Source organism: Klebsiella sp. RHBSTW-00484 (assembly GCF_013705725.1).
In the GTDB taxonomy this organism is placed as follows: domain Bacteria; phylum Pseudomonadota; class Gammaproteobacteria; order Enterobacterales; family Enterobacteriaceae; genus Klebsiella.
Map to the genome: position 1 here is coordinate 54,075 of NZ_CP055484.1, position 16,693 is coordinate 70,767.

At 54.2% G+C, this 16,693-nt stretch carries 11 protein-coding genes; all 11 read left to right on the forward strand.

Annotated elements, in window-relative coordinates:
- The first annotated feature begins 32 nt into the window (after window positions 1–32).
- A complete protein-coding gene (traQ, locus tag HV213_RS32180) occupies window positions 33–269 on the forward strand; it encodes a type-F conjugative transfer system pilin chaperone TraQ (RefSeq protein ID WP_064386186.1) in 237 nt (78 codons plus the stop codon).
- On the forward strand, window positions 244–810 hold the full coding sequence (gene trbB / locus HV213_RS32185; protein WP_100663597.1) for a type-F conjugative transfer system pilin assembly thiol-disulfide isomerase TrbB: 567 nt from the start codon (window positions 244–246) through the stop codon (window positions 808–810). Before traQ ends, trbB begins: the two co-directional genes overlap by 26 nt.
- Window positions 803–1,231, forward strand: coding sequence for a conjugal transfer protein TrbF (locus HV213_RS32190; protein WP_100663598.1), 429 nt, complete (start codon window positions 803–805; stop codon window positions 1,229–1,231). The genes trbB and HV213_RS32190 overlap by 8 nt, the downstream gene beginning before the upstream one ends.
- Window positions 1,218–2,588: a conjugal transfer pilus assembly protein TraH gene (gene traH / locus HV213_RS32195; protein WP_064386191.1), complete on the forward strand. Its 1,371-nt coding sequence runs from the start codon at window positions 1,218–1,220 to the stop codon at window positions 2,586–2,588. Before HV213_RS32190 ends, traH begins: the two co-directional genes overlap by 14 nt.
- On the forward strand, window positions 2,588–5,467 hold the full coding sequence (traG, locus tag HV213_RS32200) for a conjugal transfer mating-pair stabilization protein TraG (protein ID WP_064386194.1): 2,880 nt from the start codon (window positions 2,588–2,590) through the stop codon (window positions 5,465–5,467). The genes traH and traG overlap by 1 nt, the downstream gene beginning before the upstream one ends.
- Before the next feature lie 16 nt (window positions 5,468–5,483).
- Window positions 5,484–6,152, forward strand: a complete 669-nt coding sequence (locus tag HV213_RS32205; protein WP_128317877.1) for a hypothetical protein — start codon at window positions 5,484–5,486, stop codon at window positions 6,150–6,152.
- 358 nt (window positions 6,153–6,510) lie between these two features.
- Window positions 6,511–7,242 carry a conjugal transfer complement resistance protein TraT gene (gene traT, locus HV213_RS32210; protein WP_064386198.1) on the forward strand — a complete coding sequence of 244 codons (732 nt, stop codon included), beginning with the start codon at window positions 6,511–6,513 and terminating at the stop codon, window positions 7,240–7,242.
- Between the two features lie 191 nt (window positions 7,243–7,433).
- The gene (locus HV213_RS33460; protein ID WP_202395549.1) at window positions 7,434–8,126 is read left to right on the forward strand and encodes a hypothetical protein; all 693 of its coding nucleotides are present in this window, start codon (window positions 7,434–7,436) and stop codon (window positions 8,124–8,126) included.
- Between the two features lie 118 nt (window positions 8,127–8,244).
- Window positions 8,245–10,563 (forward strand): type IV conjugative transfer system coupling protein TraD, encoded by a 2,319-nt coding sequence (gene traD / locus HV213_RS32220; RefSeq protein WP_064386203.1) that lies wholly within the window; start codon window positions 8,245–8,247, stop codon window positions 10,561–10,563.
- Window positions 10,563–15,821 carry a conjugative transfer relaxase/helicase TraI gene (gene traI / locus HV213_RS32225; RefSeq protein WP_082226159.1) on the forward strand — a complete coding sequence of 1,753 codons (5,259 nt, stop codon included), beginning with the start codon at window positions 10,563–10,565 and terminating at the stop codon, window positions 15,819–15,821. The genes traD and traI overlap by 1 nt, the downstream gene beginning before the upstream one ends.
- Before the next feature lie 82 nt (window positions 15,822–15,903).
- A complete protein-coding gene (gene traX, locus HV213_RS32230) occupies window positions 15,904–16,629 on the forward strand; it encodes a type-F conjugative transfer system pilin acetylase TraX (protein WP_064386205.1) in 726 nt (241 codons plus the stop codon).
- The last annotated feature ends 64 nt before the right edge of the window (window positions 16,630–16,693 follow it).

The following is a 16,693-nucleotide window of genomic DNA, read 5'->3' on the forward strand; positions in this document are numbered from 1 at the left end:
TAAAACAGGTCCAAAACTTTGAAAGAGGTTATATGCGAAAGATTCGTTTTCCCGATTTAGACATTACCGGGATGTGGGTGCTGGCGGTGGGCGTGTTTTTCCACCTGATTGCCAGGCTCGTCAGAAAACAGCCTGAGCTGGCCGTTCAGGCCGGGGAAATTCTGGGGTTGGGTATGGTGATATTTGGTGGATACCGAATTCTCAATGCCCTGATTGCTGAAGCTGAAAAGCAGGAGAAGGCCCGTGAAAAGCAACCTGAAGACAATTAGGGCGGGTTTCACAACGGCTGCTTTGCTGTTGGCGCTTTCTCCCGTGACCTGGGCTGGTACGCTCGATGAAGTAAAATCCCTCTGGGACCCGCAGGGCATAACAGGCACGACGCCGGTGCCATCTGCTGGCGTGTCCGCACCCGTGAAGCCGGTCTCTCAGGCCCGCTGGTACCGGCTCAGCAACGGCCAACAGGTTAATCTCAGTGACTGGAAAGTGGTGCTGTTTATGCAGGGGCACTGCCCGTACTGCCATAAGTTTGACCCGGTTCTGAAGCAGCTGTCCGGACAATACGGATTCTCGGTGTTCTCTTACACGATCGACGGTCAGGGGGACGAGGCGTTCCCTGAAGCCCTGCCGGTACCGCCTGACGTGATGCAGACTTTTTTCCCGAATATCCCGGTAGCTACCCCGACCACGTTTCTGGTGAATGTGAATACGCTGGCGGCCTGGCCGATTCTGCAGGGCGCCACCGATGCTCAGGGATTTATGGCCAGAATGGATACGGTATTTCAAATGATGGGGGCACCTGATAATGGATAGTCTCAACAAAATATATTCTTCGTTACCCGTACTGGAAAGAAATAAACGCCTGAAGCTATCACGGCAAAAGAGATTCGATGTTTATTATTGTCTCGCTTTTATGTTTGGTTCTGCCGGATTATTTCTGTGGTGGGGAAGTCATGCGTATTTCAGTGTGTTCACTGAGCTGTTAACCCCGTCGGAGAAGCTGGGGTCTGCAGAGAACGTCATGAATCTGTGGAATGTCCTGATGTATTTCGTTCCCTTTATTCTTTTCTCACTTTCCATTGGTTGTCTGGCAACGGCTTTGCTGGGAGTACTGATGGCCGAACTGGCTTTCTGGTTTGAATATGCCCTTGAAAAAAGCTTCCAGCGATATTTAAACCGCAACCTCCGACGGAAAAATAAAATGAAAGAAGGAGAGCCTGATGTTCATCCGTAAACCATTATCAGTGCTTTGTGGAATGTTGCTAGGGGTGTCATTGACGGCGGCCGCAGATGTTAACGGTGACATGAACAACTTCTTCAATAAGCTGGGGTTCGCGTCCAATACCAGTCAGCCTCAGGTCTGGCAGGGGCAGGCGGCGGGTTACGCTTCCGGCGGTTCGCTGTATGCCAGAACGCAGGTGAAAACGATCCAGCTGGTCAGCATGACCCTGCCGGATATTAATGCCGGTTGCGGCGGCATCGATGCATATCTGGGTTCGTTCTCTTTTATCAACAGCGAACAGCTGCAGCGCTTCGGCAAACAAATCATGTCCAACGCCGCGGGCTACTTCTTTGACCTGGCACTGCAGACCACTGTACCCGAAATCAAGACCGCAAAGGACTTCCTGCAGAAGATGGCCAGCGACATCAACAGCATGAACCTCAGCAGCTGCCAGGCCGCGCAGGGAATTGTCGGCGGGCTGTTTCCTCGAACCCAGGTCGCTCAGCAGAAGGTATGCCAGGATATCGCCGGCGAGAGCAATATCTTTTCGGACTGGGCCGCGTCCCGACAGGGCTGTTCGGTGGGCGGGCAGATGGACAAGGTGCAGGACAAAGCCAGCGACAAGGACAAGGAACGGGTCATGAAGAACATCAATGTCATGTGGAATGCCCTGTCCAAAAACCGCCTCTTCGACGATAACAAAGAGCTGAAAGAGTTTGTGATGACGCTGACCGGTACCCTGATTTTTGGCGAGAACAGTGAAATCACACCGCTGCCGGCACGGACCACGGATCAGGACCTGATTAAGGCGATGATGGAGGGAGGGACGGCTAAAATCTACCACTGCAATGATTCAGAAAAATGTCTCAAGGTGGTGGCCGATGCCAGCGTGACGATTTCAGACAAAAAGGCGCTGAAGAACCAGATCTCCGCTCTGCTGAGCAGTATCCAGAACAAAGCAGTAACGGATACCGCGCTGACAGAGCAGGAGAAAGGGTTTATCTCCAGCACCACCATCCCGGTCTTTAAATACCTGGTTGACCCGCAGATGCTCGGGGTCTCTAACTCGCTGCTGTACCAGCTGACGGACTATATCGGCTACGACATACTGCTGCAGTACATCCAGGAGCTGATCCAGCAGGCCCGTGCAATGGTCTCGACCGGTAACTACCCGCAGTCGACGATGGACATGATCCTCGAGAACCTGAACCAGGCGAGTGTGCAGATTGCCGCTTTTCAGTCCCGGATACAGGTGCAGCAGGACGCGCTGCTGGTCGTTGACCGGCAGATGAGCTACATGCGTCAGCAGGTATCCGCCCGCATGATGACCCGCTACCAGAACAACTATCACTTCGGAGGGAGCCTCTGATGCTGGAAATCTACACGATAGCCGGCGGCGACTGGTTTCGGGGCAACCTGAATGCCATTGCCGCTTTCATGAGTACCGGTACCTGGTCCTCCATTGAGAAAATGTGTATCGCCTTTTCCGTACTGATTGTCGCCAGCAGCTGGGTGAAAAAGCACAACGTCATGGATCTGGTCGGCTGGGTGTTTGCCCTGACGCTGGTCTCGATGCTGGTCGTCATTCGCAAACCGGTGCAGATTATCGACTACAGTAATGTCTCTCAGGTCTATCAGGTCGACAATGTCCCGATAGGCCTGGCGATTCCTGCCTCACTGACAACACGCGTCGGGAATGCGCTGGTACAGAGCTATGAGATGATTTTCTCCCTGCCCGACAGCGTGACGTACAGCAAGACAGGGATGCTGTTTGGCAGTAATTTAATCGCTAAAAGCACCGACTTTTTATCGCAGAACCCGGAGATCACCACGTTGTTCTCTGACTATGTGCAGAACTGCGTCATGGGCGATATTTTTCTCAACCATAAGTATTCCTTTGAGGAGCTGATGGAATCTGCTGACCCGTACTCGCTGATATTTTCTCAGCCGAGTCCACTTCGTCAGGTTCCTAATAACAGCTATAAGTTTCTGGAGAAAGACTATATTGGCACCACGTTTATCAGCTGTCAGGTGGCGGCAACGGAGCTGAAGCAACGGCTGGCTCTGGATACCCAGACGGGCGGGAAAACCTGGAACTACTATGTGCGCCAGCTCTTTGGCGGCAAACCCAACCCGGACCTGCTGTTCAGCCAGATGATCGGTGACAGCTATAACTTCTTCTACAGCTCGGGGCAGAGCGCGGGACAGATAATCCGCCAGAATGTCACCATGAATGCACTGCGCAGCGGTATTCAGAGCTACGCGGCCCGCAGTGGTGATACGGCCAGCCTGGTGAACATCGCCAACACCTCTTCGCTGGAGAAACAACGCCTGGCACAGGCGACAATGGGCCACCAGGCATTACGCTCCCTGCCGTTGATGCAGACGGTGGTGATGGGGATCATGATTGGCCTGTTTCCGATCATGGTGATGGCCGCCATGTTCAACATGATGACAATGCAGGTCATCAAGGGTTACTTTTATGCGCTGATGTGGCTGCAGTCCTGGCCTCTGCTGTACGCCATTCTGAACAGCGCGATGGCGTATTATGCGAAGCAAAATGGAGTACCGGTGGTCCTGTCTGAACTCTCTCAGGTTCAGCTCAAGAACTCCGATATTGCGACAACTGCGGGCTACATCTCGATGATGATCCCCCCCTTAACCTGGGCCATGATTAAAAGTATGGGGGCAGGGTTTTCCAGCGCGTACAGTCATTTTGCCTCGTCGGGCCTCAGCTCGACGTCGCAGGCCTCTTCCAGCGTCGTGGACGGGAATTACTCGTTTTCGAATATGCAAACGGACAATGTCAGCGGAAACAGCTGGAACACCAACAGTTCAACGGCATTTGGACAGATGTCCCGGCAACTGGGGAACGGAGGCATGGGTACACAGACCCGGGATGGTTCGATGGTCTGGGACAGCAGCGGTGCGATGTCAAAACTGCCGGTGGATATTAATGTTGGCCGTCAGATAGCCAGTGCACAGCAGCAGATGGCACGTGAATCTGACGTCCAGGCAGAGAGCTCTCTGCAGGGCTATAACAGCAGCGTGACCAGTGCCTGGAACAGCCTGAAGCAATTTGGCACAAATATGGGGACCAGCGCGTCAACCACCACGGGGGCAGATAATACCGAGTCGTCGCAGGATTCAATGGCGAAAAGCAAAATGTGGAACGCGGTTGTTTCAAATGCAAAAGCCAACAACATAAGTAACGAACAGTCGTTCCAGAACTTGATGGATGAATCGACAAGGGGCTCAATCACGGGTGAAGCTTACGGTGGGGTGAAATGGAGCTCGGGAGATCAGCTTGCCGGTAAACTGGGTAAATTGGCTACAGGAGCCAGTATCGATGGAGGTCTGAAAGTTGCAGCAAGTGGTACTGCGGGCACGGGTTCAACTGATACTGTAGGGCAATCCGGCCGCCACTCAGTAGATACCAGACATGATACCAGTAGCCAGGCGGCGAAAGATTTTAAAGAGGGGGCTGACTACATCACCAGCCATAAAACCAGTACATCAGGTAACACGACAGATAATAATGCAAGCTCCCGCGTGGACCAGTTCTCTGCGTCACTTTCCAGTGCGAAAAACAGCTACGACCAATATACAAACAGCCGTACTCGCAGCCATGAATTTAGCGAAATGGCTTCTCGAACAGAGAGTATGAGCGGCCAGATGAGTGAGAATCTGACGCAGCAGTTTGCAAACTTTGTCCAACAACGGTCTCCACAGAATGCAGAAGCTATCCTGACAAATACCAGTTCGCCGGAAGTGGCAGCACAACGAGAATCGCTGGCCCGTGAATTTGTTAAGGCACAGGTAGAGCCTAAGGTTGATGGCGCCTATCAGGATGCGAGAGGCACAATCGGTCAGGGAATGCCTACTGTGTCAGGAGGTGGAGGGGCTGGTACCGTAGAAGCCGATTATAACCAGCACAGTGGCAGTATTGATGGAATGACGCATAATGCTGGAATCAAGGGTAATGTGGGTCAGACAGTGGGATCGATGGTGTCTCAAAACAAACAGGCACACGAGGAAAGCCGTCAGGGAATTCAGCAGCAGGGGGATGATGTGAAAACACAGCAGACCGGTCTGGAAAACCACCACAAAAAAGAAGGAAATAATTTTAGTGAGCAATATAATAAAGAGATAAGTTCTCAACGAGACACGTTGATAAGTGATACAACGGAAAAACTCAGGGAGAATGCCTTAAAGAGATCAAAAGATCTTGAAGATAAGCTCCCTTAGGATTTGGGGATAGAAGATGATAACTGAGAAAATTATTCAAAAAGAATTGGGCGTTTTAGTTAAAGTGCTAAGTTATAGTGGTTTGAAGTCGGTATCGTTTTGGAAAAGTGTATGGCCAGGGCTTATGCTTTGCAGTTGGTTTGTTTTTTGGCCGCTAATGTTTTTTAGTGGTCGATTATATTCACCTTTTAATATTAGTGAGGAGCGACTCGGAGTCGTCGTGTCTATAGGAACTTCTTTTGTTTTAGGATTGTTATCTTTAATTTTTATTGGTAGCGCTCGTTCTTTATATTTGTCTGCTCCGTACAGCTTTAGAATTAACTCGAAAATGTATTTTTTTCTCTCCAAGAAAATAAAAAGATACGCTGCCGTGTTTTCTTTTTGGTATGCTGTGCTTGTTGTCTTTTGTGCTTTATTTAATCTAAGTACGATATGTTTTTTGTCTGCAATCATTGCTTCAGTGATTGGTTTCTCTGTGTACATGAATATAGATTTTAATCGATATAAAATAAATGAGTTGGCATATATTTTAACACCATGTAAACGTGTTGGCGAAAGTATAATATCAACCAGTAGTAGTTTTGATGGCATAAAAATAGATGAGCATAATCCAGCAACAGGTCTTCCAATGAATGGTGGTGTTGATGTTGCGGGGAATCCATATGGTTACAGTAGACATGAGTAAGCTTTGAGTTGTAGTTTAAGTAAATGTGGTTTACTCGGCTGCTTATAAATTAAGCTGTCATTTGTATTTGTATTTGTATTTGTATTTGTATTTGTATTTGTGTTTTATGTGGGTGTTGCATTAATTGTCATTAGTTCACAGCACTCGCATGCTTATCCTAGATGTAAAATGAAAACTCTCAGGCCTATTAATTATGGTAGTTTATTAATAGGCTAAGAGTTTCTTTGGGTTATTATTGATTGTTCAAACCGTAATAAATTTATACCTTTCCCTTAAAATTCCTTTATAGTGAATGCGCATTCCGAAGAAATAAGAGAATGTGTATTCACTTATATTGATTATGTCTCAAGGATTCAGGATGAAACTAAATAAAATCATGGCTGTAATGGTCATCAGTTCAGCACTGGTGCTTTCCGGTTGTAGCGCAATGGGTACAGCAATTAAAAAGCGTAATCTGGATGTAAAAACACAGATGAGCGAAACAATCTGGCTGGAGCCGTCAAATAATAAGACCGTTTATCTGCAAATCAAAAATACCTCTGATAAAGATATGAGCGGGCTCCAGTCGAAAATCACCAGTACCGTCACAGCAAAAGGCTACCAGGTCGTCACTAATCCCGATACCGCGGGTTACTGGATTCAGGCAAATGTCCTGAAGGCCGATAAAATGGACCTGCGTGAAACCCAGGGCTGGCTAAGCCGGGGTTATGAAGGTGCGGCAACAGCGGCTGCGCTGGGTGCAGGGATCACCGCCTATAATTCCAGTTCAGCCGGCGCGACCCTCGGTGTCGGTCTGGCAGCTGGACTGGTAGGCATGGCGGCTGATGCGATGGTGGAAGACGTGAACTACACGATGATCACCGATGTTCAGATCTCCGAACGGGCCAAAACCCAGGTACAGACGGATAATGTCGCGGTATTACGCCAGGGTACCTCCGGTGCGAAAGTGCAAACCAGCACCGAAACCGGTAATCAGCATAAATACCAGACGCGCGTTGTCTCCAGTGCGAACAAAGTTAATCTCAAGTTCCCGGAAGCACAGCCTGTTCTGGAAGACCAGCTGGCTAAATCTATCGCGAATATTCTGTAAGTTTGCCACCTCACGGCCCGGGTATACCGGGCCAGACTGACATCGCCTCCCTGGCCTGTCAGGTTAATTCGACATTTAATCAGCTTATTCCTCCTCAGAACGGTGAGCAGTTGCACAATTTATTTGTGCATCTGTGAGGCGTTGCCGCCATCGGCGGAGTTATTTCATCTTTTTTAATTTAGAGGTTATATATGGCAACATCTGAATCTGCCAGATCTGTTGATACGCATGAATTGATGCCGAGTGATTTTTATCCGCACCCCTCAGAGGGTGGCGCTTATTCCTCATCGCAACAGAGTGTCCCGACTTTCGTTGATGACTATGTTGTGTATTTCGGCGGTGCATTTGTTATTGTGTTCTTTGTTTTGATAATATTATTCTTGTCCCGAAAAAATACTTCTTTACACACGAAAAGTAAGCGTGATGCTTTGCCTGTCAATCCCGATAAAAAGCCTGAAGGATGGAGCCAGCCAGAATATTTCCAGCTCTCCTTATGTGTGGAAGGGCCGGCAGACGCTGATGATTCCGTCTTTTCTTCTCTCGCCTCTCGTGTTGTCCGCGAAGCTGAAAATCTGTATATCCCCGGCGTCAATCGCCGCGACAGCTCTGACGGTGAGTTTGCCTGGTCTGTGCAGACTAAATTTCCTTCTGACAAGCTGTGCGGCTCCTGGCTTTCTCCGGGGACAGGCTGGTTTGAACGTCCGGATATCATTGAACGTCCCGTGAAATGGCTCTGCGTCTGCCTGCAATATACGGCTGAAACATCGCCATCCGCACTCCATTCCCTTGTTGATGAGGCCGGACGGCAGGTAGCGAAATCGTACCTCAAAGGCGGACATTGTCACGGCTCTGAGGGCTATACCTTCTGCATACGTAGCTTCTGAATGATTGCAGCGGATGAGGACCCGCAACAATGCTGTGATGACATTTTCTGTAGTGATGTATTTCCTTTGATTCATCTGTTCCCCCCCGGCTGTATTAATTTAATGACGGATTATTGCCATGAGTTTTAATGCCAAAGATATGACGCAAGGCGGTCAGATTGCCAATATGCGATTTCGCATGTTTGGCCAGATTGCCAATATTATATTCTATGTGCTTTTTATTATTTTCTGGGTGTTGTGCGGGTTGATGTTGATGTACCGGCTCAGCTGGCAAACTTTCGTTAACGGCTGCGTCTACTGGTGGTGTACGACACTGGCGCCCATGCGCGATATTATTCGCTCCCAGCCGGTCTATACGATTAACTATTATGGGAAATCGCTGGAATATAATTCGGAGCAAATCCTTGCCGATAAATATACCATCTGGTGCGGTGAGCAGCTCTGGACCAGCTTCGTTTTTGCCGCCATAGTGTCGTTGACCGTCTGTATTGTGACGTTCTTTGTCGCCAGTTGGGTGCTGGGGCGCCAGGGGAAACAGCAAAGCGAAGATGAGAATACCGGGGGCCGCCAGCTATCCGATAAACCAAAAGAAGTGGCCCGCCAGATGAAACGCGATGGGGTGGCCTCCGATATTAAAATTGGCGATCTGCCTATTCTTAAACACTCTGAAATCCAGAACTTCTGTCTTCACGGTACGGTTGGCTCAGGTAAATCCGAAGTCATCCGCCGGCTGCTGAATTACGTGCGTGCACGCGGTGATATGGCCATTATTTACGACCGCTCCTGTGAGTTCGTCAAAAGCTATTACGACCCGTCACTGGATAAAATCCTTAACCCACTGGATTCCCGCTGTGCAGCCTGGGATATATGGCGCGAATGCCTGACACTACCGGATTTTGATAACGTCTCTAATACGCTGATTCCGATGGGCACTAAAGAGGACCCGTTCTGGCAGGGCTCCGGCCGCACCATATTTTCCGAAGGTGCGTACCTGATGCGCGAGGATAAAGACCGTAGCTACGAAAAGCTGGTTGATACCATGCTGTCCATCAAAATCGACAAGCTGCGCGCGTACCTGAAAAACACGCCGGCCGCCAACCTGGTTGAGGAGAAAATTGAGAAAACGGCCATCTCCATTCGTGCCGTACTGACCAACTACGTTAAAGCCATTCGCTATCTGCAGGGGATCGAGAAAAACGGTGAGCCGTTCACTATCCGCGACTGGATGCGGGGCGTACGTGAGGACCAGCCCAACGGCTGGTTGTTTATCTCCTCCAACGCTGACACGCATGCGTCACTGAAGCCGGTTATCTCGATGTGGTTGTCTATCGCCATCCGCGGCCTGCTGGGGATGGGTGAGAACCGTAACCGGCGCGTGTGGATTTTTGCGGATGAGCTCCCCACGTTGCACAAGCTGCCGGACCTGGTCGAGATCCTGCCGGAAGCGCGTAAGTTCGGCGGCTGTTATGTGTTTGGTATCCAGTCTTATGCCCAGCTTGAAGATATTTACGGGGTGAAGCCCGCGGCGACGCTGTTCGACGTGATGAACACCCGGGCCTTTTTCCGCTCCCCGAGTAAAGAGATTGCTGAGTTTGCCGCCGGTGAAATCGGTGAGAAAGAAATCCTCAAGGCCAGCGAGCAGTATTCCTACGGGGCTGACCCGGTACGTGACGGTGTGTCGACCGGGAAAGAAAAAGAGCGGGAAACGCTGGTCAGCTATTCTGATGTGCAGACGCTGCCTGACCTCTCCTGCTACGTTACGCTGCCGGGGCCGTACCCGGCCGTGAAGCTGGCCCTCAAATACAAACCGCGGCCGAAAATTGCGGAAGGCTTTATTCAGCGCAATCTCGATACGCGGGTGGATGCAAGGCTCAATGCTCTGCTGGAAGCCCGGGAGGCCGAAGGCAGTCTTGCCCGGACGCTGTTTACGCCAGATGCACCGGCGCCTGAGCTGGCGGAGAAAGACGAAAAAGTCGGGAATCCGCCTGAGCAGAGTCAGCCTGCGGAAAGCAGCGGAACGTCTGCGACGGTAAAAGTACCGTCAACGGCGAAAACGCCGGAAGCCGATGAATCCGGTCAATCACCTGAAGTTTCTAATCCTGCTGCACTGCTCACGAAAGTGGTGACTGTTCCGTTAACCCGCCCCAGGCCTGCTGCAGCGACGGGCACGGCTGCAGTGGCATCCGCTACCGATGTTCCTGCTACACCTGCAGGAGGGACAGAGCAGGCGCTGGAGACGCAGCCTGCAGAGCAGGGACAGGACATGCTGCCTCCTGGTGTGAACGAATACGGCGAAATCGATGATATGCACGCATGGGACGAGTGGCAGTCGGGAGAGCAGACACAGCGTGACATGCAGCGACGTGAAGAGGTCAATATCAATCACAGCCACCGCCGCGATGAGCAGGATGATATCGAGATTGGAGGGAACTTCTGATGCTGAGTTTCAGCCAGGTTAAATCGGCGGGCAGTGCCGGTAACTACTACACAGAGAAAGACAATTACTACGTCATCGGCAGCATGGAGGAGCGCTGGCAGGGAAAAGGCGCGGAAGCTCTGGGGCTGGAGGGGAAGGTAGATAAGCAGGTCTTTACAGAGCTGCTGCAGGGAAAACTCCCTGACGGCAGCGACCTGACCCGGATGCAGGATGGCGTCAATAAGCACCGACCCGGTTACGACCTGACGTTCTCGGCACCGAAGAGTGTATCGATGCTGGCCATGCTGGGTGGAGATAAGCGTCTTATCGACGCCCATAACCGGGCAGTCACCGTGGCACTGAATCAGGTTGAATCCCTGGCATCAACACGGGTACAGAAAGACGGCGTGTCGGAAACAGTCCTGACCAACAATCTTATTATCGCCCGGTTTAACCACGATACGTCGCGCGCGCAGGAGCCACAGATACACACGCACAGCGTGGTTATCAATGCGACGCAGAACGGAGATAAATGGCAGACGCTGGGCAGCGATACCGTCGGTAAAACCGGGTTTTCCGAAAACATACTGGCCAACCGCATCGCTTTCGGAAAGATATACCAGAGCACTCTCCGGGCCGATGTTGAGTCGATGGGTTACAAGACAGTGGATGCGGGTAAGCATGGCATGTGGGAGATGGAGGGCGTGCCGGTTGAGTCTTTTTCCACGCGCAGTCAGGAGCTCAGGGAGGCAGCCGGACCTGATGCCTCCCTGAAGTCCCGGGATGTGGCCGCGCTCGATACCCGCAAGTCGAAGGAAGCTATCGACCCGGCAGAGAAGATGGTGGAGTGGATGAACACGCTGAAGGAGACCGGGTTCGACATCCGGGGCTATCGTGAAGCCGCCGATACTCGGGCAAAGGAACTGGCCAGCGCGCCTGCTGCGCCGGTGAAAACGGACGTCCCCGATATCAGCGATGTGGTGACGAAGGCGATTGCCGGTCTCAGCGACCGCAAGGTGCAGTTCACGTATGCCGACCTGCTGGCCCGCACAGTCAGCCAGCTGGAAGCCAAACCCGGTGTGTTCGAGCAGACGAGGACCGGTATCGATGCGGCGATCGAACGCGAGCAGTTGATCCCGCTCGACCGCGAGAAAGGCCTCTTTACCTCAAACATCCATGTCCTGGACGAATTATCCGTTAAAGCGCTGAGCCAGGAGATCCAGCGCCAGAATCATGTTTCCGTTACGCCAGATACCGCTGTTGTGCGCCAGTCACCGTTCAGCGATGCCGTCAGTGTGCTGGCCCAGGACCGGCCAACAATGGGGATTGTCTCCGGCCAGGGCGGCGCGGCTGGCCAGCGTGAGCGGGTGGCTGAGTTAACCCTGATGGCCCGGGAGCAAGGGCGAGATGTGCACATCATTGCGGCTGACAACCGATCGCGGGAGTTTCTGTCTGCGGATGCGCGGCTGGCAGGGGAAACGGTGACCGGGAAATCTGCCCTGCAGGACGGAACCGCCTTCATCCCGGGCGGGACACTTATCGTTGACCAGGCGGAGAAGATGAGCCTGAAGGAAACGTTGTCCATGCTGGATGGCGCCATGCGTCATAACGTTCAGGTCCTGCTCTCCGACAGTGGGAAGCGCAGCGGTACCGGCAGCGCGCTGACAGTACTGAAAGAGAGCGGAGTCAATACGTATCGCTGGCAGGGCGGAAAGCAGGCGACTGCGGACATCATCAGTGAGCCGGAAAAGGGCGCGCGTTACAGCCGCCTGGCGCAGGAGTTTGCCGCCAGCGTACGCGAAGGGCAGGAAAGCGTGGCGCAAATCAGCGGGAGCCGTGAACAGGGCATACTGAACGGGCTCATCCGGGAAACGCTCAAAAGTGAGGGCGTACTGGGTGAGAAGGATATGACGGTCACCGCGCTGACGCCGGTCTGGCTGGACAGCAAAAGTCGCGGTGTCCGGGACTACTACCGGGAAGGGATGGTGATGGAGCGCTGGGACCCGGAAACCCGACAGCATGACCGCTTTGTGATCGATCGGGTGACCGCCAGCAGCAATATGCTGACCCTCAGGGACAAAGAGGGGGAACGTCTGGACATGAAGGTTTCTGCCGTCGACAGCCAGTGGACGTTATTCCGGGCCGACAAACTGACGGTGGCTGAAGGTGAACGTCTGGCCGTGCTGGGGAAGATACCCGACACGCGCCTGAAAGGCGGCGAGAGCGTCACGGTGCTGAAGGCGGAGGAAGGGCAGCTGACGGTGCAGCGTCCCGGACAGAAAACCACCCAGTCGCTTTCTGTAGGCAGCAGCCCGTTCGACGGTATCAAGGTCGGGCACGGATGGGTGGAAAGTCCTGGCCGCTCGGTCAGCGAAACGGCGACGGTCTTTGCCTCGGTGACGCAACGTGAGCTGGATAACGCCACGCTGAACCAGCTGGCGCAGAGCGGGAGCCACATCCGGCTGTACTCGGCGCAGGGTACTGCCCGCACGACAGAGAAGCTGGCCCGGCATACCGCCTTCAGTGTGGTGTCTGAGCAGCTGAAGGCCCGTTCAGGCGAGACAGACCTGGATGCAGCCATCGCATCACAGAAAGCCGGGCTGCACACCCCCGCAGAGCAGGTCATTCACCTTTCCATTCCTTTACTGGAAAGTGAGGAGCTGACCTTCACGCGCCCGCAACTGTTGGCCACCGCGCTGGAAACCGGCGGAGGTAAGGTTCCGATGACGGAGATAGACGCGACCATTCAGTCGCAGATTCAGGCCGGCAGTCTGCTGAATGTGCCGGTGGCCCCAGGCCACGGCAATGACCTGCTGATTTCCCGCCAGACCTGGGATGCCGAGAAAAGCATTCTGACAAAGGTGCTGGAAGGAAAAGAGGCCGTTGCACCCCTGATGGACAATGTACCGGGAAGCCTGATGACGGACCTGACGTCAGGGCAGCGTGCTTCCACCCGGATGATACTGGAGACCACGGACCGGTTCACGGTGGTTCAGGGCTATGCCGGGGTGGGGAAAACCACCCAGTTCCGGGCCGTGACGGGGGCCATCAGTCTGCTGCCGGAAGCGACCCGGCCTCGGGTCATCGGTCTCGGTCCGACACACCGTGCGGTCGGGGAAATGCAGAGCGCCGGCGTGGATGCGCAGACTACCGCCTCGTTCCTGCATGACACGCAGCTCCTGCAGCGTAATGGCCAGACACCGGATTTCAGCAACACGTTGTTCCTGCTCGACGAGAGCTCAATGGTGGGGCTGGCCGATACCGCGAAGGCGCTCTCCCTGATTGCGGCCGGGGGAGGACGGGCGGTGCTCAGCGGCGATACCGACCAGCTGCAGTCCATTGCACCGGGCCAGCCGTTCCGGCTGATGCAGCAGCGCAGCGCCGCCGACGTCGCCATTATGAAAGAGATTGTGCGCCAGGTACCTGAGTTGCGACCGGCGGTCTACAGCCTGATTGACCGGGACGTGAACCGCGCGCTGGCGACGATTGAGCAGGTTACACCGGAACAGGTGCCGCGAAAAGACGGGGCCTGGGTGCCCGAAAACTCCGTGGTGGAATTCACCCCCGCACAGGAGGAGGCGATACAGAAAGCGCTGAACAAGGGTGAAAGTGTGCCGGCAGGTCAGCCCACCACGCTGTATGAGGCACTGGTGAAGGACTATGCCGACCGTACCCCGGAGGCGCAGTCACAGACGCTGATTATCACCCATCTGAATGATGACCGGCGGGTGCTGAACAGTCTGATTCATGACGCGAGGCGGGACAATGGTGAAGTGGGCAGAGAGGAAGTCACTCTGCCGGTACTGGTGACGAGCAACATCCGTGACGGAGAGCTGCGCAGACTGTCGACCTGGACGGCTCATAAGGGAGCCGTTGCCCTGGTCGATAATGTCTACCACCGTATCGGGAGCGTGGATAAGGAGAACCAGCTTATCACGCTGATGGATGGTGAAGGGAAAGAACGGCTTATTTCACCCCGGGAGGCGTTGGCTGAAGGTGTCACGCTCTACCGTGAGCAAGAGATTACAGTGTCTCAGGGGGACAAAATGCGCTTCAGCAAGAGTGACACGGAACGCGGCTATGTGGCCAACAGTGTGTGGGAGGTGAAATCCGTTTCAGGTGACAGTGTCACGCTGTCTGACGGCAAAAGCACCCGCACGCTGAACCCGAAGGCTGATCAAGCGCAGCAACATATCGACCTTGCCTACGCCATCACCGCGCATGGTGCGCAGGGGGCCAGTGAACCGTTTGCCATCGCACTGGAGGGCGTGGCCGGTGGCCGGGAACGGATGGCCAGCTTTGAATCCGCCTATGTCGGGTTATCACGTATGAAACAACATGTCCAGGTGTATACCGACAACCGTGAGGGCTGGATAAAGGCCATAAATAATTCACCAGAGAAAGCGACAGCCCACGATATTCTGGAGCCGCGTAACGACCGGGCCGTGAAAACGGCCGGCCAGCTGTTCAGCCGGGCACGAGCGCTGGATGAGGCGGCTGCAGGCCGGGCCGCCCTGCAGCAGTCCGGTCTGGCGCGCGGGCAGTCCCCGGGAAAATTCATTTCACCGGGCAAAAAGTACCCGCAGCCGCACGTGGCGCTGCCGGCGTTCGACAAAAACGGGAAAGACGCCGGCATCTGGCTCAGCCCGCTGACGGATAACGACGGACGTCTGCAGGTGATCGGCGGTGAGGGGCGCATCATGGGCAATGAAGATGCCCGCTTTGTGGCGCTGCAGAACAGTCGCAACGGCGAAAGTCTTCTGGCCGGGAATATGGGCGAAGGCGTCAGGATCGCACGCGATAACCCCGACAGCGGGGTGGTGGTCCGGCTTGCCGGAGATGACCGCCCCTGGAACCCGGAGGCCATCACCGGCGGTCGCATCTGGGCTGATCCCCTGCCGAATCCTCCGATCAATGATACCGGTACTGACATCCCGCTCCCGCCAGAGGTTCTGGCACAGCGGGCCGCAGAAGAGGCACAGCGCCGGGAGATGGAAAGACAGACGGAGCAGGCGACCCGGGAAGTGTCCGGAGAGGAGAAGAAAGCGGGCGAGCCGGGCGAGCGGATAAAAGAGGTTATCGGGGACGTCATTCGGGGTCTCGAACGTGACCGGCCAGGAGAGGAGAAAACGGTGCTGCCGGACGATCCGCAGACCCGGCGTCAGGAAGCGGCCGTTCAGCAGGTGGTATCAGAGAGCCTGCAGCGGGACCGTCTGCAGCAGATGGAGCGGGATATGGTTCGTGATCTCAATCGTGAGAAAACGCTTGGGGGCGACTGACGCGCCGGCGGCTTGTCTGCCCCGGCATTCTCCCCGATTAAAATCGGGTACCCTGCCGGGGCGCTGATAAAAGGAAAGGAATATGACAATGTACGAAACCCGCCTCAATGCCGTCGATCGCTGGCTGCAGGGGCTGCTGACCTGGACGCCTGGACAGACGGATATCATCAAAACGGTGGCGCTGGTGCTGATGATTGTCGATCACACCGGTTTGCTGCTGGCCGGGAATAATGAACTCATGCGTCTTCTGGGGAGAGGCTGCTTTCCCCTGTTTGGTCTGGTCTGGGGAATGAACCTGGCGCGCCACGGGGCCATCCGCCAGACACAGCTGAACAGCCTGTGGTGCTGGGCGCTGATCGCCCAGGGCTCCTTTATTCTCATCGGGTACCCGTGGTACATGGGGAATATCCTGTTTAGCTTTGCGGTCACCGGCCAGGCGCTGCGCTGGTTCAGTCTGCAGACCCGCAATGATATTCTGCTGGCGATCGCCATTGTAGTGGCTTGGCTCCCCTTATCTGCCGACAGCTACGGTCTGGCCGGGGTCTTCATGCTGATCAACAGCTGGCGGCTTTGTCGGGCGAAAGAGCCTGTAGAACGGATCGGGTATGCCGTGCTGTGGGCTGTCATGGTACTACTGATGAATGCCCATGATATTACCCAGGCCATTGCCAGCCTGATGGTCGCTTTGCTGGCCCTGGCGGTCTGTTCTGACCTCGGTCGTTCTGTTCCGCGCTTCTGGCCGCGGCACTTTTTTGTGATGTTTTATGCCGTGCATCTGGCGGTGCTGGGGATAGTGGCGACGATGTAAAAAAAAACCGGACAGAGGTCCGGGGAGCGGGAACAGTATCCGTAAGTGTGACAAAGGGAACATC